Raw genomic sequence first — 17,454 nt, 5'->3', positions numbered from 1 at the left:
GAACCTTTCGACGCCGATACCGACGCTAAGCCGATCCCGCCGGTGAATCGTGAGTAGTGAACTACCCGTTTACCTGCGGTGGATGCGTCATTCAGATCGGGGAAGGGGCAAAAACGAAGATGGGCCGCGATCGATTGTCGATCGCGGCCCATCCTGTGCGTATTTCAGCGGGGAAGATCCGCCGCTGCTGCTTCATCGAGCAGCCAGGTGGTGGACTCCGTGCCGATCGCGCCTGCTGCCGGGATGTCCAGCGGGGACGCGCCGTTGAGGGCTGCGGCCACCGCGGCGGCCTTGGCCTCGCCCGAGACGATGAGCAGCACGTGCCGGGACTTGCGGATCGCGGGCAGCGTCAAGGTGATCCGCACGGCCGGGGGCTTGGGGGAGTTGGTTTCGGCGACGACCAGTTCGTGTTCCTCACGGGTGGCGTCCGTGTGGGGGAACAGCGAATTGATGTGGCCTTCACCGCCCATGCCGAGCAGGTGCAGGTCGAACGCGCTGTGCTCGGCCAGATGCGCGTGCACGGTGGCCGAATACTCGCCTGCGGCCTCGAGCGGGTCGGGGTAGTCGCCGCTGGAGGTTTCGGTGGGGTGCACGCGGGCCGGGTTCACCGGGACGTGGTCGAGCAACGCCTGGCGGGCCTGCAGTTCGTTGCGGTCGGCGTCGCCGGTGGGGACGAAACGTTCGTCGCCCCAGAACACGTCGAGGTTGGCCCAGTCGATATCGCCGGGGGCCTTGCGGACCAACTCCAGCAATGCGATGCCGGTGCCGCCGCCGGTCAGCACCACCGACGCCGAGCCGCGCAGCCGCTGCGCCTCGACCACTTCGGAGACGAAACGCGCGGCCGCGGCCATCACGAGTTCGTCGGTGCCGGTGAAGGTTTCGACCGTCGGCTTACTCATAGGTCACCCTTTCGATGCCGGTGAGCGCCTCGGCGTAGATGTCGTCGGCATCGAGGTGCCGCAACTCCTCGGCCAGGCAGTCCTTGGTCTCGCGCCGGGCCAGCGCGAAACGCTGGTCGGGTTCGCCGGTCCGGGTGAGGGTCGCGGTGCGGCCGTGCTGCGGGCGGGAAATGGAGATCGCCACCGAGGATCGGTGCAACTCCACCTTCAGCTCGCCGGTGCGCCGCACCACCGGGCAGTCCAGCCGCGCGGCCAGCCAGCCGGCCAGCATGTCCAGTGCCGGTTCCTCTTTCAGCCCCGAGATCGTCACCGATTCGACGGCGTCGAAGGGGGCTTCGTCCAGCGCCGCCGCCAGCAGCGCCCGCCAATAGGTGACCCGGCTCCACGCCAGATCGGTGTCACCGGGCGCGTAGGACTGCCGCCGACCCTTGATGGTCGACTGCGGATCCGACGCGAAGGTGGCATCGGTGATGCGCCGGGTCGCCAGGCGGCCCACCGAATCCTTGGACGGGAACTCCGGGGCCCCGCGCGGCCACCACGCCACCACGGGGGTGTCGGGCAGCAGGAACGGGATCACCACACTGGACTCGTGGGGAACCAGATCCCCTTGCAGCCGAAGCACTATCACTTCGGCCGCCCCGGCATCGCCGCCGACGCGGATCTGGGCGTCCAGCCGGGTCGGAGCCATGCGGTCACCGCGCGCCAGCACTATCACACGGCAGGGGTGCTCCCGGCTGGCGTCGTTGGCGGCGTCGATGGCGTCCTCGGCCTCGGAGCTGTCCAGCGTGCACACCACCAGGGTGAGCACCCGGCCCATCGTCACCACGCCATTGGATTCCCGCAGCTGCACAAGACGTTTCGACACCTCGCGGGTGTCGGTGTCGGGCATGTCGATGATCACGGTCGCCGCCATTCCCGCCCGCTGCGCGCGAGCATCTCGTCCGCGGAGTCCGGGCCCCAGCCGCCGGCCTCGTACGGGTCGGGTTTACCGGTCTCGGCCCAGTGCGCCAGCGCGGGATCGAGGATGCGCCAGGACAATTCGACTTCCTCGTTGACCGGGAACAGCGACGGCACCCCGAGCAGCACATCCAGGATGAGCCGCTCGTAGGCTTCGGGGGAGTCCTCGGTGAACGCCTCGCCGTAGCTGAAGTCCATGTTCACATCGCGCACCTCCATCGACGACCCGGGCACCTTGGACCCGAATCGCATGGTGATGCCCTCGTCCGGCTGCACCCGCACGACCAGCGCGTTCTGTCCGAGCTCCTCGGTCATGGTCTGATCGAAGGGCAGATGCGGGGCACGTTTGAACACCACCGCGATCTCGGTGACGCGGCGGCCCAAGCGTTTTCCGGTGCGCAGATAGAACGGCACCCCCGCCCAGCGCCGCGTCTCCACCGCGAGGGTGATCGCGGCGTAGGTCTCGGTGCGGGAGTTGGGGTCGAAACCCTCCTCCTGCAACAGGCCCACCACCGACTCACTGCCCTGCCAGCCCGCGGTGTACTGCCCGCGCGCCGTCGTCTCGTCCAGTGGCGCAACGAGTTTGGTGGCCGAGAGCACCTTGATCTTCTCGATCTGCAACTGCTTGGGCTGGAAGCTGACCGGCTCTTCCATTGCCGTCAGCGCCAGCAGCTGCAGCAGGTGGTTCTGGATGACGTCGCGCGCGGCGCCGATGCCGTCGTAATAGCCTGCGCGCCCGCCCAATCCGATGTCCTCGGCCATGGTGATCTGGACATGGTCGACATAGTTGGCGTTCCAGATCGGATCCCACAGCTGGTTGGCGAAGCGCAGCGCCAGAATGTTCTGCACCGTCTCCTTGCCCAGGTAGTGGTCGATGCGGAACACCGACCGCTCCGGGAACACCGTGTTCACCAGCGAATTGAGCGCCTGCGCGCTCTCCAGGTCATGACCGAAGGGCTTCTCGATCACCACCCGCCGCCACGGATCCGGTTGCCCCGCAGGCGAATCCGTCGGCTTGGCCAGCCCGTTCTTGGACAGCTGCTCGAGCACGATCGGGAAGTCACTGGGCGGAATCGACAGGTAGAAGGCGGTATTGCCGCCCGTCCCGCGATCCCGGTCCAGATCCTTGAGCGTGGTGGCCAGCTTGTTGAAGGCCTCGTCGTCCTCGAACGTGCCGTGCACGAACCGCAGGCCCTCCTTGAGCTGCTGCCACACCTCCTCCCGGAAGGGAGTGCGCGAGGACGCCGTCACCGAGTCGTGCACCAGCTTGGCGAAGTCCTCGTCGGTCCAGTCCCGGCGTGCGAACCCGATCAGCGAGAAGCCCGGGGGCAACAGCCCCCGGTTCGCCAGGTCGTAGATGGCCGGCAGCACCTTGCGCCGCGACAGGTCACCGGTCACGCCGAATATCACCACGTTGCACGGTCCAGCGATGCGCGGAACCCGGCTGTCGCGCCCATCGCGCAACGGGTTCTGCGTCGCGACCGTTGTCGCTGCGCCTGCCACCGTCAGTTTCCTCCCGCCACCTGCAGCTTTTCGGTGGTGGCCACGAGCAGTTCGTCCCAGGAGGCGACGAATTTGTCGACACCCTCGGTCTCGAGGACACCGAATACGTCGGTCAGGTCGATCCCGGCCGCCACCAGATCATCGAACACCTGCTGCGCCTCGGCCGCGAGTCCGGCGAGGCGATTGCCTTCCAGCACACCGTGATCGGCGAAGGCCTCGAGGGTCTTCTCCGGCAGCGTGTTGACCGTGTTCGGGCCCACCAGCTGCGTGATGTACATGGTGTCGGGGTAATCCGGGTTCTTCACCCCGGTCGAGGCCCACAGCGGCCGCTGCAGATTGCCGCCGATCCCCGCCAGCTTGGCGTAGAGGTCGTTGTGCTTACCGGCGCCGGTGAAAATGTCCTCGTAGGCGGCATAGGCCAAGCGCGCGTTGGCGATTCCGGCCTTGCCGCGCAGCGCCAGCGCCTCCGGGGTGCCGATCGCGTCGAGGCGCTTGTCGATCTCGGAGTCCACGCGGGAGACGAAGAACGAAGCGACGGAATGGATCTTGGCGATGTCGTGCCCGGCGGTGTGCGCGTTGCGCAGGCCATCGAGGTAGGCGCCCATCACCGAGACGTAGCGCTGCACCGAGAAGATCAGCGTCACGTTCACGCTGATGCCCTCGGAGATCACCCGGGTGATGGCGGGCAGGCCCGCCTCGGTCGCGGGGATCTTGATCAGCAGGTTGGGCCGGTCCACGATCTTCCACAGCTCGATGGCCTGGGCCACGGTGCCGTCGGTGTCGAAGGCCAGACGCGGATCCACCTCGATGGAGACGCGGCCGTCGACGCCCTTGGAGGCGGCGAACACGTCGGCGAAGATGTCGCAGGCGGCGCGCACGTCATCGGTGGTGATGGTGCGGATGGCCGAATCGACATCCGCGCCGCGGGCGGCGAGCTCGGTGACCTGCTCGTCGTAGGCGTGGCCCTTGGACAGCGCGCCCTGGAAGATGGTCGGGTTGGTGGTGACGCCGACGACATTGCGGGAATCGATCAGGCCCTGGAGATTTCCGGACTTGATGCGATCACGCGACAGATCGTCCAGCCACACCGAAACCCCGGCGGCCGACAGGGCCGCGGTGTTCGTGTTCTGGGTCATGAAACTTATCCCTTCACCTTGGCAAGCGAGCGGGTGGCAGCGGCGACGACGGCGTCGGCGGTGATGCCGAACTCACGGAACAGCGTCTTGAAATCGGCCGAGGCACCGAAGTGCTCGATCGACACGTTCTCACCGGCGTCACCGGTGAAACGGTGCCACGGCATGGCGATACCGGCCTCGACGGTGACTCGCGCCCGCACCGACGGCGGCAGCACCTCGTCGCGGTAGGACTGCTCCTGCGCGTCGAACCACTCCACACACGGCATGGACACCACGCGGGTGCCGACGCCCTGTGCCTCGAGGGTAGCGCGCGCGTCCACCGCGAGCTGCAGTTCCGAACCGGTCGCGATCAGGATTACCTGCGGTGTGCCGGTGGAGGATTCGGCCAGGATGTAACCGCCCTTGCGGACACCCTCGTAGCTGGTGCCCTCCTGGATCGGCAGATCCTGACGGGTCAGCGCCAGCGCGGACGGGCCGTCCTGGTGCGGGGCCTCCGAGACCAGGAAGTGCGAATGCCGTTCGGCGCTATCGCGTTCCAGGATGGTGCGCCAGGCGTAGGTGGTCTCGTTGGCGTCGCCGGGGCGGACGACATTGAGGCCCGGGATGGCGCGCAGCGCGGCCAGGTGCTCGATCGGCTGGTGCGTCGGGCCGTCCTCGCCCAGGCCGATGGAGTCATGCGTCCACACGTAGGTGACCGGGGTGCGCATGAGCGCGGCCAGACGCACGGCCGGGCGCATGTAGTCGGAGAACACCAGGAACGTGCCGCCGTACGGACGGGTCGGTCCGTGCAGGGCGATGCCGTTGAGGATCGAGCCCATCGCGTGCTCACGCACACCGAAGTGCAGGGTCCGCCCGTACGGGTTGGCCTTCCACGCACCGGTGGAGATGTCCTCCGGGCCGAAGGACGCCGCGCCCGGCATGGTGGTGTTGTTGGATTCCGCGAGGTCGGCCGAACCGCCCCACAGCTCCGGCAGCACCGGGGCCAGCGCGGCCAGGACCTGACCGGAGGCCTTACGGGTGGCCATCGCCTTACCGGCCTCGTGCACCGGGAGGGTCTCGGTCCAGCCCTCGGGCAGCGCCCGGGTCTGCAGGCGATCGAACAGCGCCTTGTTGTCCGGGTTGGCCGCGGCCCACGCGTCGAACTGCTCCTGCCAGGAGGCACGGGCGGCCTTGGCGCGGTCGGCGGCATTGCCGCGCGAGTGCGCCAGCACCGCACCGTCCACGTCGAAGCTCTTCTCCGGGTCGAAGCCCAGGATCTTCTTGGTGGCCGCGACCTCGTCCTTGCCCAGCGCCGCGCCGTGCGCGCCACCGGTGTTCATCTTGGTGGGTGCCGGGTAGCCGATGATGGTGCGCAGCAGGATGATCGACGGCTTGTCGGTCACGGCCTGCGCGGCGGCCACGGCGGCCTCGATGGCCGTCACGTTCTCGCCACCCTCGACCGTCTGCACGTGCCAGCCGTAGGCGGCGTAACGCGCGGCGACGTCCTCGGTGAAGGCGATGCGGGTGTCGTCCTCGATGGAGATCTTGTTGTCGTCGTAGAAGACGACCAGGTTGCCCAGCTGCTGGGTGCCCGCCAGCGACGACGCCTCGGAGGTGACGCCCTCTTCCATGTCGCCGTCGGAGGCGATCACGTAGATGAAGTGGTCGAACGCGCTGTCACCCTGCGCCGCAGCGGGATCGAAGAGGCCACGCTCACGCCGCGACGCCATCGCCATGCCGACCGCGGAGGCCAGACCCTGACCCAGCGGGCCGGTGGTGATCTCGACGTGGTCGGTGTGGCGGTACTCCGGGTGGCCCGGGGTCAGCGCGCCCCAGGTGCGCAGCGCCTCGAGGTCGGTGAGCTCGAGACCCATGCCCGCCAGGTACAGCTGCACGTAGAGGGTCAGGCTGGAGTGACCGCAAGACAGGACGAATCGATCGCGACCCACCCACTCCGGATCGGTCGGGTCGTGGCGCATGACCCGCTGAAACAGCGTGTACGCCAACGGCGCCAAGCTCATCGCGGTGCCAGGGTGGCCGTTGCCGACCTTCTGCACCGCATCGGCGGCGAGGATCCGGGCCGTGTCGACGGCTCTGGTATCCAGATCGGTCCAGTCGGTGGGGTGGTTCGGCTGAGTGAGCGCGCGGATGTCGTCTGTGACTGACACGACCGAGGTTCTCCTGACCTGTTCGTCAACGATGCGGTTGTGGGCGGCGGGGTGATTCGCTGCGATGGATCCGTGATGCGCCGCGTTCGAGTGAGGGCACGTGGCGCACCGATCTACGTCCACCCTAAAGGGCGGCGTTTCCTCGACCTACGGGAACCCGGATTCACCGGCGGATGTGTCACTGGATAGCAGCCGCATACCAACCTCTTCGTGACTACCCGGTGTACGCGTCGCGAACCGGTCTCGCCGCGCGCCACGGGTGGACCTGGTCGGGAGCATGGTCGCCGTGGGTCTACCATGCTCTGTAGTAGTCACGGCGTGCGAGGAGAAACAGTGCGGATTGGGCAACAGCCGGGTGGCGCTCACGGCTCCTCCGGGGCAGTGCTCGCCGACCGTGTCACGGGCAGCGGCCCGCTCTCGGCGGCAGTCAGGCGGGTACTCGCCTACATCGCGCTCACCAAGCCGCGTGTCATCGAGTTGTTGCTCGTCGCAACGATTCCCACGATGCTGCTGGCCGACCGCGGCCACGTCGACATCCGCCTCATCCTGGCCACGCTGTTCGGCGGCTGGATGGGTGCGGCGAGCGCGAACACGCTGAACTGTGTCGCGGACGCGGACATCGACAAGGTGATGAAGCGGACCTCCAAGCGTCCGCTCGCCCGCGAGGCGGTGCCCACGCGCAACGCCTTCGTCTTCGGCGTCACCCTCGGGCTGGCGTCGTTCGCGTGGCTGTGGTGGCAGGCGAATCTGCTCTCGGGCGCGCTGGTGGTGGCGACCATCCTGTTCTACGTCTTCGTCTACACCCTCGGCCTCAAGCGCCGCACTTCGCAGAACGTGGTGTGGGGCGGCGCGGCGGGCTGCATGCCGGTGCTGGTCGGCTGGTCCGCGGTGACCGGCACCATCGGCTGGCCGTCGATCGCGCTGTTCCTGGTCATCTTCTTCTGGACGCCCCCGCACACCTGGGCGCTGGCCATGCGCTACAAGGAGGACTACAAGGCCGCGGGCGTCCCCATGCTCCCGGTCGTAGCCACCGAAGAGGTCGTCACCAAGCAGATCGTCCTCTACACCTGGGCCACCGTCCTGGCCACCTTCGCCCTGGCCCCCGCGGCCGGCGTCATCTACTCCGCCGTCGCCCTGGTCGCAGGCGCCTGGTTCCTCCTCATGGCTCACCAGCTGTACTCCGGTGTCCGCAAGGGCGAATCCGTCAAGCCCCTGCGCCTCTTCCTGCAGTCCAACAACTACCTAGCCGTAGTCTTCTGCGGCCTCGCCGTCGACTCCGTCCTCGGCTACCACACCCTCGGCCACACCCTCTTCGGCTGGGTCTGACCCGCGCCGCACCGGCCCTGTCGATCCGGCGGCGCGCCGTTCGATGACAGAGTGAGGGCGGATCTGCCGCCCACTCGGTCGAGAGGAACGCGCCATGCCGAAACTCCGTGTCCACAATTTCGCTGTCTCACTAGATGGGTTCGGCGCCGGACCCGATCAAGCCGCCGACGCGCCGATGGGAGTCGGGGGACAAGCGCTGCACGAGTGGGTGTTCCGCACCCGCTACGGCAGCGCGATGCTGGGCGGCGACGGCGGCGAAATCGGCGCCGACAACGATCTACTCGCGGCCGGTGACCGCAATATCGGCGCGACCATCATGGGCCGCAACATGTTCGGCCCGATCCGCGGCGACTGGCCCGACCACGACTGGACCGGCTGGTGGGGTGAGATCCCTCCCTACCACCACGACACCTTCGTAATGACCCACCACCCCCGCCCCACCTTGACCATGAAGGGCGGCACCACCTTCCACTTCGTCGCCGACACCCCCGAAGCAGTACTGCAGCAAGCCTTCGAGGCTGCGGGCGGGCAAGACGTGCGGCTAGGCGGGGGAGTAGGCACCGTCCGCCGCTTCCTGGCCGCCGGCCTGATCGACGACCTACACCTGGCGATCGTCCCTCTCCTGCTGGGCTCCGGCGAACGACTCTTCGACAACCTCGGCACCCTCCCCGGCTACCGCGTCGTGGAGATGCAGAGCACCAACACCGTCACCCACGTCTGGATGGCCAGGCAGTAACGGTTCGTCCGCGAAATCCGCAGTGGTGTGGTCGAGTATGCAGAAGCCCTGGTCGCGGTTGACGCGGAAGCGAGCAGCCTCGCCGTAGAGGTAACGGGCGTAGCCGGGGACGCTGTTGTACGTCCACACCGACGAGGCCACACCGAGAATGCTTGGCGTATCGAGAAAGAACGGCATCTCGATGGCCAGGTACTCCAAGCCGTGGTCGATATCGCGGGCACCCGGCGCATCGTTCTTGCGGTGATGGCAGATCACTGCCCGCACCATCTCGACACAGGCGTCATAGAAATCCGGATCCGCGAGCATCTCCTCGAAATACTGCCGAGCACTTCGGTAGGCCGGATACTCGGCAAACTCGGTCATATAGGACACCGGTGCGAGTGCCGGGTCGATGCCGGTAACGGCGATGGCCCGGCCGATCCGGTTGCGGAACTGGGCAACATCCCGCGCCGACCGAGCAGTGGCATGCGCGGTGCCGTAACCACGTCCCAGATACGTCAAACTCCCCTGGATCACATCGGTGGTCAGCAACGTGAAACGTTCGGCACGCCCTCGCGCCCAGTCGATCATCGCTGCGATAGCGTCCTGCGAGAACCAGGAATTACAGGGCGACACAACGAGCATCACATGCTCGCCGCGCTGCAAGATCTCGCCACAATCCGCCGAAAACGGGGTTGCTCGAATTTTGCCCACAGTGTCGTCAGGATAGCCATCCCGGACCCGCGCGTTGATGCCACCTCCCGCGTCCCCCGCGCTGTGAGAAATCCCGCAGCGCGAGGGACGGTTCCGAGTGGTCTCGGTCAGATGCCGAATGGTGGTGCGTAGCTGACGGTTCCGGTCGGCAGTGGTTCATCGGTGAGGGACAGGGCCATCAAGGCCTCGTCGGGGACCTCGATGGTGAGGCGGATGCCGTTGGTGCTGGCGCGGTCGAAACCGAAGCGGGGGTAGTACTTCGGGTGGCCGAGGACCACCACGAAAGACTCGCCCTGCGCGCGGGCTGCTTGCAAGACCGCGTGGATGGCGGCGGAACCGGCTCCGGTGCGCTGGTATTCGGGGAGGACCGAGCACGGTGCCAGGCATAGGGCCGGGGTGGTGTCGATGTGGCAGCGGGTGAGGAGGGCGTGGCCGATGGGGGTGCCGTCGGCGTCGGTGCTGAGCATCGAGAGGCCGTGCAGCCAGGCGGAATCCTTGCGGAGTGCGTCGACGAGGTTTGCTTCCTCGGCGGTGTCGAAGGCTGCGAGGGTGATCGCGCGGATGTCGGCGTGATCGGAGTCGGTTTCCGGGCGGGTCAGCCAGGTGTGGTTGATGGACATGGTCGGAACTCCTGGATTGTCATGTGGGACAAAGGGGATGCAGGAGTGACCGCTGTCGCGGGTGTGCGTCAGTTGGCGACGCGAAGGGTGAGGAGACCCTGGATGCCACCGGCAACAGCGGTCTTCGGCGCGGTCATCAACTCACCTCCGGTCATGTAATACGGCTGAACAAGAACCCCCGCAGCCTATCGAACTGGACATTCGACCGGCAAGCGGGGGTTGCTCGCGTCACTACTTGTCGTCGGCGTCGAGGACCTCACGCAGCGTGTGGGCGAAGGGCTCGGGCTGGCCCGGGTAGCCGGAGTCGGGGCCGGTGAAACCGCCGTGGTGGCTGGGGAATACGACGGGGTCGGTACCGAGCAGGGCGGCGGTGGCGTCCGAAGTGCGGGCGGTCAGGAAACCCGTGGATTCCTCGCCGATGCCGATCACGATCCGGGTCGGTGCGGCCTGCAAGGCGGCGATATCGGGGGAGTAGTCGGTGATGGCCCACGAGCTGTCCGACAGCAGCGGGTCGTCGCGGGTGCCGTCGTCCTCGGTCGGCATGCCGAACATCGCGGGGTCGGCAGGCAGCTGCGCGAACAGGGCGTCGGTGAATTCGCCCTGCCACGACGACCAGGCGATGAAGCTGGCCATTCCGGCGAACGAGCCCTTGGCCTCGTAGGCGTCGCGGACCGCGGCACGAGCGCGGAAGGCGGCCTCGGCATCCGGCAGCACCGGCAGGATGGGCGGTTCGTGGGCGACAAGGGTGACCAGGTCGTTCGGGTGCGCGGCGACCAGGGCCAACGCGGTGACCGCCCCGCCGCTGCTGGCGAACATGTCGACCGGCCCGAGACCCAGACTGGTGATCAGCGTGTGAATGTCCTCGGCCTGCACGGTCGGCGAGTTGTCGGTCCGCCCGTCCTTGCGGACACTGCGGCCCAGCCCGCGCGGGTCGTAGGTGATAACCGTGCGATCCGGGAAATAGGAAGCCAGCGCGGCGAATCCGGCCGCGGTCATGGGCTGGCCGATCATCAGCAGCGGCCGCTGGGCGCTGTCGGCGGGCGCGGGACCCAGCACGTCATAGGCGAGGTCGACGTCGGCGGTTTCGAGGATGTGTTCGCTCATATCCATACAGACGGTACGGCCCAGCCGAATTCATCGGTGCATTTGTGACAGCATGTCGGGGAAGCGCCCAACCGGCAGGTGGACAGCCATGAGGACACACGCGATTCGCAACCTCTCGACGGTGATCATCTGCGCCGTCGTGCTCGCCGCCTGCGCCGGGACCTCCAGCGCGCCCCCGGCGCCGACCGGAGCACCCGCGAGCGGGACGGTCACCCTGGATGGAGCCGTGTACGGTCGCCCGATTCCCGTGGGCGACACCGTGATCGCCGCGACCGAGAACGATTCGGTGTACGCCGTCGCCGGTGACACGGTCCGCTGGCGCACCCATCTTGGCGACCCGATGTCCGGCAAGGACCTGCCGTGCGGCGATATCGATCCGGTCGGCATCACCGGCGCACCTGCCTACGATGCGGACGCGCACCGCGTCTACGTGGTCGCCGAATCGAGCGGCGCACACAAGACCCTCTACGGACTCGACGCGGCAACCGGCGCGATCACCCTGCGCGTCCCCGTCGACCCACCCTTCGGTACGGCACCCTCCTACCTGCAACGCCCCGCTCTGACCGTCCGCGACGGCCGCGTCTACGCCGCTTTCGGTGGCAACTACGGTGACTGTGGCACCTACACGGGAGCCGTTGCCGCCGTGGATATTTCGACCTCCGCCGTCGCCTGGTACCGGGCCTCGACCGGCGGCCGCGGCGGCATCTGGGCGCCCGGCCCACCCGCGCAGGCAGACGGCCTGCTCTATTACTCCGTCGGCAACGGCGACGCCGAGGCGGGCGCGGCCTACGACGACACCGACGCCGTTATCGCCCTCACCCCGGACCTGCAGCGCCGCGACTTCTTCGCGCCCGCCACCTGGGCACAGGACAATGCCGCCGACCGCGATCTGGGCACCATGAATCCCACCCTGGTCAACGGGCACCTCCTTATAGCGGGCAAGTCCGGCGACGGTTACGTCCTCGATCCCGCGCATCTTGGCGGAATCTCCTCCACAGCACCCGGTTTCACCGGCTGCAAGGCTTTCGGCGCGGCCGCGGTCGACGGCGATGTGGCCTATCTACCCTGCACCCAAGGCACCTGGGCGGTCCGCGTCACCGCCACGGGCGCGGCCACCGTGCTGTGGCGCGCCAGCGCGCACACCAACGGCCCACCGCTGGTGGCGGCCGGTCGGGTCTGGGCCACCGACTGGCACGCCGCGACGCTCTACGCCCTGGACCCGGCGACCGGAAATGTCCTCGCCCAGTATGCAACCGGCCCACTCCCGCACTTCGCCACACCCGCTCTCGCCGGGGACGAATTGGTGCTCGGCACCCTCGCAGGGCTCGAGTACTTCCGCCTGCCCTGACCCGCCCACGTCATACAGCCCGGACCTCAGCTCATGTGCGCCCCTGACCTGGTTGCGGCCCAACGGATCCCACGAGTGCGGCGGCGATCACGACGACAGCAGCGATCACGACAACAGCGGCCATCATGACTACAGCGACGACCGCAGGCACTGCTGCCGCCGTGGCTGCGGCGGCTGCCATGCGCCCCCAGCGATCACGGACACGGCGCGAGCGGGAAGCAGGCGGGTGCGTCGCTGGTGCGCGGGATGGTCGGGTCGGTGGTGTGCGTCGTCGTGGTTGCGTCGACCACCGCCGATTGCTTCTGCTGCGGCTGCTTGCTCGGCGTCGAGGTGGTCTTCCCCGTGCACGCGATCGCGATCACCAGGATGATCACCGCCAAAACCAGCCCGGCGATGATCGGCAGATCCTTGCGCCGCCGCTTGGGTTCGCCGCCGCGAGTGGCGCGCTGCTCCGACCACAGCGGAAACCCGGTCTGCTGCTGCGGCGGTTGCTGCTGTTGCGGTGCTTGCGCGAAAGTGCCCGGCGGCCGACCGGATTGCGGGCCCGATCCTGGTCCGGGCGCGGGTGGCCGCTGCGGCTGCCCCATCTGCGCGGGCAGCGGCTGTGTCGGCCGGGCTCCCGGCATGGGTGTCGGCGGGGGCGGATTGCCCCGGCCCGACGGCGTTGCAGCCGGGGATGATTGCGGCTGCATGCCGGTGACCGCCGCGTAGGCCGCGGCCGCCGCTGCCGCCGAGGTCGCGGCGGGAATCGCCGCCTTGGCCGCCGACCCCGCCCCACGAGCAGGAACGGCTGGCTCCTGCTGCACGACCGGCCGCGTCTCGTCATCCGGCCCACCCGGACGGCCGGTACTCCCGGCGCCGGGTCCGCTCGGCGCGCTCAGCGGTTCGGTCGGATACGCGGTCGGCACCGACAGCACCTCGGTGGTCCGGCTCGAGAACGGCAGCGGTGCGTCCCGCGCCGAATCCGGCACCGGGAACCCCTCGGTGACCAGATCGGAATAGCTTGCGGCCGCGGCGAATCCGAGCGCCCCGAGCGCCTGCCCGACCTGCGCGGCATCCCAGGACGCCGGAGCGCCCTCGGCAAGCTTGGTGAAATACGCGCGCAGCGAGGAGGGCCCGTCCCCGATGAGCACATCGATACCGACCGGCAGCTCACCCTTTTCGAGCTTCACCCGGCTACCCAACTGCGGTACCAGCAACACCAGCCCGCTCACCGGCACCTGTTCACGCCCCGGCGCGGCGCGCAACTGCCCAGCCAGATCGACGGTCTGGCGACGCACCCGTTCCAGCGGATCCGCGTCCCCGTCGATCGGCGCGGGTTTGCCGTCGACGGTCCAGGGCTGATCCTGTGCGCAGGTCAGGGTTCCGGTGACGCGATCGGTGAAGCCGTGCACGCCCACCACCACGCAGGTCTGCGGAGTCCACACCACCACGTCGGCGTCCTGGCACTGCACCACCGCGATACCGGGCACCGCCTGCGGACCGCTCCACGATTTGAGCCAGTTCACCACCGTGCGCTCGGTGTTCGACAGCCGCGACGGGTCGTCGTTACGGACCTTCACCAACATCCCAGACCACCTCTGACCGCTGCGCCTCTACCTGCCGGCCGCCCGAACCCTTCGCCGCGACCACCTTACGGGGTCGCGGCGTCCTCGCGTGGCCGAAAATGTTCGGTCAGGGTGAATCGTCTTGCGCGGCAGCATGATCATTCTGCACGGTTGGGGCAACTCTCGGGCTCTCAGGGGCTTACCCCGAAACCACATCGCGAATCAGCCCCCGGAAAGCCCCCTCCCAGCGCAGCGTTCAGCTACCGATGAATCCGACATATCCGTCAGGGCGGACGAGTACGCGGCTGCCGTCGGCCGCTGAGTAGGCGTGTAGGGCGTGGCCGTCGGCATCGGAATATTCACCCGAAGCGGACTCGGATCCGGGCACGAGGATCCGAACCACCTTGGTGTCGACCGCGATCGACGGCACGGAGTCGTCGGTGTCCGGACCGAACAGCAGCAGGGTGGCGTGCGGTCCGGCGAAGAGTTCGAACAACCGGACGGTCTTGCCGTTCGCGTCGATGAGCGGAGCATCGGGGGCGCGATCTCCCACCCGCAGGCCGGGTCCCGGCTCGGTGCGGTAGCTGATGTCGAGCTGGTGGGTGCCCTCGCGATCCATGGCGTCGGGATCGCCCTTGACGGTGCGGTCCAGTAGTTCGCTGCTCAACCCCAGCACCCGGGCGGCGGTGGTGCGGCGCTCGGTCTCGTAGCTGTCCAGCAGCGCCTCGCTCGCCGCGCCCGGATCCCGCAGTGCGGCTTCGAGTTTCCAGCCCAGGTTGTGAGCGTCCTGCACGCCGGTATTGAGCCCCTGCCCGCCGGTCGGCGGGTGCACGTGGGCAGCGTCCCCGGCCAGCAACACCCGGCCGACCCGATACCGCTGCGCCAGTCGCACATTCGGCCGCCACACCGTCGACCAGGTCAATTCGGATAGAACGATGTCGTCGCGGTGTGAGCGCCGGGTGATGTGCTCCTGCAACACGGCGAGCTCGGTGCCGGAATCCGCGTCCAGCCCGGTGGCGAACTGGAACTTGCGCCCACCCGGCAGCGGCATCAGAGCGATGCCGTCCATCGGCGCGCTCGAATCGGAGAACCAGTACCCGACGGAATGGTCCAGCACGTCCGCGCGGACATCGCCCAGCAGCATGCGGATCGACTCGTCCGTGCTGCCCTCGAAGGCAATGCCGAGGGCCTTGCGCACCGTGCTGCGCCCGCCGTCCGCACCGACGAGGTAGTCCACCCGCACGGTCTCACGCACCCCGGCGTGTTCGAGGGTCGCCGTCACTGCGTCCTCGTCACCACTGAATTCCACCAGCGCCGTGCCGGATTCGACCCGCACCCCGAATTCGGCGAGCCGCTCGCGCAGCACCCGCTCGGTGTCGGCCTGGGCGAGCACCCACGGATTCGGGTGCGGCACTTCGGCGCTGGGCTCGCGCCACTGGCTCATTCGTCGTTCCATCACGAACTGCCCGTCCACGTGGAGCAGCAGCGGCGCTTGCGGCGCGCCCTGCGCCAGCACCGCGTCGAGCACGCCGAGGTCTTCGAACACCTCGAGGGTGCGCGGCTGGATCCCGTCGCCGCGCGAGCCCGCGAAGAATTCCTCGGCCTGATCGACGATGCGTACCCCGATGCCGCGTCGGGCCAGATCGATGGCGAGGGTGAGCCCGGTCGGCCCGGCTCCCGCGACGAGGACCTGCGTGTTCATGGCGACTCCCAAAACTGAATCGATATTCACTGAATGTGGATTCAGTATTGAGGGTGGTACCTTCCGCTGTCAAGGAGGTGGATGGTGGCAGCCCGCCGCAGTGAGAAATCGGCCGAGACCGAACAGGCGCTCAAGCACGCCGCCCGGCAGCTGTTCGCCGAGCGCGGCTACCTCAACACCAAGATCACCGACATCACCGCGGCCGCCGGACGGGCCGCGGGCTCGTTCTACAACCACTTCGCCAGCAAGGAAGAGTTGCTGCAGGCATTGCTGAAAGACCTTGCCGACGAAAGCGACAACTCCGCCGAAGACCCCGCGCACACCGCCGACTTCACCGACCCGGAATCGGTGCGCTACCACGTCGCGGCCTACTGGAACTTCGCCCGCCGCAACTGGCCCGTCCTGCGCGCCGTCGGCCAGGCGGCCCTGGTCAACGACGAATTCGCCGGTATCGCAGCACGATTCGCGACCGAACAACGCGAAGAAGTGTCCGACCACCTCGACGGCTTCGCCGCCGCCGGCCTACACCTCCCCGGCCCCGCCGACGCCAGCCTGGCCATGATGTTCCTGTCCGCAACCGGCCTGCTGCAAGCGGTCGAGGAGGGTGGCCTGGACCTCACCGACGACCAGGCCATCGACGCCCTGTCCCGCTTCGTCTACCGCGGCCTCACCGGCCGCGACATCGACTAGCGCAGCGAAAAGCCCTGGGCGCGAACGCGATCGCACCCAGGGCTGAGATTCGTCGGCCGTGCGGTCCTCAGGGCACCAGCACGATCGAGCCGGTGGTCTTGCGACTCTCGAGGTCGCGGTGGGCCTGTTCGGCGTCGGCGAGCGGGTAGCTGCCGCCGATGCGGATGTGCAAGGTGGCGTCGGCGATGGCGTTCATGATGTCGCCTGCGCGCCACAGCAATTCGGCCCGGTCGCGGGTGTAGTGCGCCAGCGTCGGGCGGGTCACGAACAGTGAGCCCAGCGGGTTGAGCCGCTGCAGATCGAACGGCGGTACCGGTCCGCTCGCGCCGCCGAACAACGCCACCATGCCGCGCACGCGGGTCGCGGCCAGACTCGCCTCGAAGGTGCTCGCGCCGACACCGTCGTAGGCCGCCGCGACGCCCACGCCACCGGTGAGTTCCCGGACCCGCGTGGCGATTTCGTCGTCGTAGCGCAGCACCTCGGCCGCACCGGCATCCCGCGACAGCTTCTCCTTGTCGTCGGTCGACACCGTCGTGATCACCCGCACCCCGCGCGAGGACAGCAGCTGGGTCAGGATCAGCCCGACACCGCCCGCGCCCGCGTGCACCAGCACCGCCTCGCCGGGCTGCGGTTTGTAGATCGACTCGATGAGGTAGTGCGCCGTCATGCCCTGCAACAGCGCCGACGCCGCGACCTCCGGATTGACCCCCTCGGGCACCGGAATCGCTACGGCGGCAGACACGATCACCTGTTCGGCGTAGCTACCGGGAGCCGCGGCCCACGCCACGTGGTCGCCGACGCTGAAATCGGTGACATCGGGCCCGACGGCGATGACCTCGCCGCTACCTTCCGACCCCGGAATGTAGGGGACCGGCGTCGGGTAGCGCCCGGTGCGAATGTAGGTGTCGATAAAGTTGATTCCGGCGGCCTGCGTCTTGACCAGCAGTTGCCCGGCCCCGACCTGCGGGTTGGGCACCTCCACGTACCGCAGGACCTCGGGACCGCCGTGCTCGGAAACCTGGATGGCGCGCATGGTTCCAGTTCTA

Annotated in this window: 14 protein-coding genes and 1 pseudogene; 4 read left to right on the top strand and 11 right to left on the bottom strand. The window is 68.2% G+C overall.

Going from position 1 to position 17,454, the window contains the following annotated elements:
- Positions 1–164 precede the first annotated feature (164 nt).
- From pgl to tkt, 5 genes are read right to left on the bottom strand one after another with little or no spacing between them, the layout of a single operon-like run.
- Positions 165–899: a 6-phosphogluconolactonase gene (gene pgl / locus ACYVN4_RS09185; protein WP_460719237.1), complete on the bottom strand. Its 735-nt coding sequence runs from the start codon at positions 897–899 to the stop codon at positions 165–167.
- Positions 892–1,800, bottom strand: a complete 909-nt coding sequence (gene opcA / locus ACYVN4_RS09180) for a glucose-6-phosphate dehydrogenase assembly protein OpcA (protein ID WP_379363466.1) — start codon at positions 1,798–1,800, stop codon at positions 892–894. Before opcA ends, pgl begins: the two co-directional genes overlap by 8 nt.
- Positions 1,797–3,359: a glucose-6-phosphate dehydrogenase gene (gene zwf, locus ACYVN4_RS09175; RefSeq protein ID WP_460719235.1), complete on the bottom strand. Its 1,563-nt coding sequence runs from the start codon at positions 3,357–3,359 to the stop codon at positions 1,797–1,799. Before zwf ends, opcA begins: the two co-directional genes overlap by 4 nt.
- A gap of 2 nt (positions 3,360–3,361) precedes the next feature.
- Complete coding sequence (gene tal / locus ACYVN4_RS09170) at positions 3,362–4,495, bottom strand: transaldolase (protein ID WP_460719233.1); 1,134 nt, start codon at positions 4,493–4,495, stop codon at positions 3,362–3,364.
- 5 nt (positions 4,496–4,500) lie between these two features.
- On the bottom strand, positions 4,501–6,642 hold the full coding sequence (gene tkt, locus ACYVN4_RS09165) for a transketolase (RefSeq protein ID WP_460719231.1): 2,142 nt from the start codon (positions 6,640–6,642) through the stop codon (positions 4,501–4,503).
- Between the two features lie 381 nt (positions 6,643–7,023).
- Here tkt and ACYVN4_RS09160 point away from each other — a divergent pair, with 381 nt between their 5' ends.
- Together ACYVN4_RS09160 and ACYVN4_RS09155 are read left to right on the top strand one after the other, a co-directional pair.
- Entirely contained in the window at positions 7,024–7,968 is a 945-nt protein-coding gene (locus tag ACYVN4_RS09160; RefSeq protein WP_460720533.1) for a heme o synthase, read from the top strand.
- A 94-nt stretch (positions 7,969–8,062) separates the two neighbouring features.
- Positions 8,063–8,704, top strand: coding sequence for a dihydrofolate reductase family protein (locus ACYVN4_RS09155; protein ID WP_460719229.1), 642 nt, complete (start codon positions 8,063–8,065; stop codon positions 8,702–8,704).
- A 45-nt stretch (positions 8,705–8,749) separates the two neighbouring features.
- On the opposite strand, the pseudogene ACYVN4_RS09150 reads toward ACYVN4_RS09155, so the two are convergent.
- The 3 genes and pseudogenes from ACYVN4_RS09150 to ACYVN4_RS09140 all read right to left on the bottom strand — a co-directional run.
- A pseudogene (locus ACYVN4_RS09150) lies at positions 8,750–9,397 on the bottom strand (tRNA-dependent cyclodipeptide synthase); the annotation flags it as partial.
- Between the two features lie 107 nt (positions 9,398–9,504).
- Positions 9,505–10,017, bottom strand: a complete 513-nt coding sequence (locus tag ACYVN4_RS09145) for a GNAT family N-acetyltransferase (RefSeq protein WP_460719227.1) — start codon at positions 10,015–10,017, stop codon at positions 9,505–9,507.
- A 231-nt stretch (positions 10,018–10,248) separates the two neighbouring features.
- Complete coding sequence (locus tag ACYVN4_RS09140) at positions 10,249–11,121, bottom strand: alpha/beta fold hydrolase (protein WP_460719225.1); 873 nt, start codon at positions 11,119–11,121, stop codon at positions 10,249–10,251.
- An 88-nt stretch (positions 11,122–11,209) separates the two neighbouring features.
- On the opposite strand from ACYVN4_RS09140, the gene ACYVN4_RS09135 reads away from it, so the two are divergent.
- On the top strand, positions 11,210–12,469 hold the full coding sequence (locus ACYVN4_RS09135) for an outer membrane protein assembly factor BamB family protein (RefSeq protein WP_460719223.1): 1,260 nt from the start codon (positions 11,210–11,212) through the stop codon (positions 12,467–12,469).
- A 194-nt stretch (positions 12,470–12,663) separates the two neighbouring features.
- Here ACYVN4_RS09135 and ACYVN4_RS09130 read toward each other — a convergent pair whose 3' ends face one another.
- Together ACYVN4_RS09130 and ACYVN4_RS09125 are read right to left on the bottom strand one after the other, a co-directional pair.
- Positions 12,664–14,037, bottom strand: a complete 1,374-nt coding sequence (locus ACYVN4_RS09130) for a hypothetical protein (protein WP_460719221.1) — start codon at positions 14,035–14,037, stop codon at positions 12,664–12,666.
- 235 nt (positions 14,038–14,272) lie between these two features.
- Positions 14,273–15,718 carry an FAD-dependent monooxygenase gene (locus ACYVN4_RS09125; RefSeq protein WP_460719219.1) on the bottom strand — a complete coding sequence of 482 codons (1,446 nt, stop codon included), beginning with the start codon at positions 15,716–15,718 and terminating at the stop codon, positions 14,273–14,275.
- 81 nt (positions 15,719–15,799) lie between these two features.
- Here ACYVN4_RS09125 and ACYVN4_RS09120 point away from each other — a divergent pair, with 81 nt between their 5' ends.
- The gene (locus tag ACYVN4_RS09120; protein WP_460719217.1) at positions 15,800–16,408 is read left to right on the top strand and encodes a TetR/AcrR family transcriptional regulator; all 609 of its coding nucleotides are present in this window, start codon (positions 15,800–15,802) and stop codon (positions 16,406–16,408) included.
- Positions 16,409–16,475: 67 nt separating this feature from the next.
- Here ACYVN4_RS09120 and ACYVN4_RS09115 read toward each other — a convergent pair whose 3' ends face one another.
- Positions 16,476–17,441, bottom strand: a complete 966-nt coding sequence (locus ACYVN4_RS09115) for a quinone oxidoreductase family protein (RefSeq protein WP_460719214.1) — start codon at positions 17,439–17,441, stop codon at positions 16,476–16,478.
- Positions 17,442–17,454 lie beyond the last annotated feature (13 nt).

The sequence above is a fragment of the Nocardia heshunensis genome, assembly GCF_054782115.1.
The sequence above is the reverse complement of the archived record's forward strand: the minus strand, read 5'-3'. Positions and strand labels throughout refer to the sequence as shown.

Excerpts from the sequence above, each read along its gene's own strand:
- pgl (WP_460719237.1), bottom strand. The coding sequence starts at position 899 with ATGAGTAAGCCGACGGTCGAAACCTTCACCGGCACCGACGAACTCGTG.
- tal (WP_460719233.1), bottom strand. The coding sequence starts at position 4,495 with ATGACCCAGAACACGAACACCGCGGCCCTGTCGGCCGCCGGGGTTTCG.
- ACYVN4_RS09155 (WP_460719229.1), top strand. The coding sequence starts at position 8,063 with ATGCCGAAACTCCGTGTCCACAATTTCGCTGTCTCACTAGATGGGTTC.
- ACYVN4_RS09145 (WP_460719227.1), bottom strand. The coding sequence starts at position 10,017 with ATGTCCATCAACCACACCTGGCTGACCCGCCCGGAAACCGACTCCGAT.
- ACYVN4_RS09140 (WP_460719225.1), bottom strand. The coding sequence starts at position 11,121 with ATGAGCGAACACATCCTCGAAACCGCCGACGTCGACCTCGCCTATGAC.
- ACYVN4_RS09135 (WP_460719223.1), top strand. The coding sequence starts at position 11,210 with ATGAGGACACACGCGATTCGCAACCTCTCGACGGTGATCATCTGCGCC.
- ACYVN4_RS09130 (WP_460719221.1), bottom strand. The coding sequence starts at position 14,037 with ATGTTGGTGAAGGTCCGTAACGACGACCCGTCGCGGCTGTCGAACACC.
- ACYVN4_RS09125 (WP_460719219.1), bottom strand. The coding sequence starts at position 15,718 with ATGAACACGCAGGTCCTCGTCGCGGGAGCCGGGCCGACCGGGCTCACC.
- ACYVN4_RS09120 (WP_460719217.1), top strand. The coding sequence starts at position 15,800 with ATGGTGGCAGCCCGCCGCAGTGAGAAATCGGCCGAGACCGAACAGGCG.
- ACYVN4_RS09115 (WP_460719214.1), bottom strand. The coding sequence starts at position 17,441 with ATGCGCGCCATCCAGGTTTCCGAGCACGGCGGTCCCGAGGTCCTGCGG.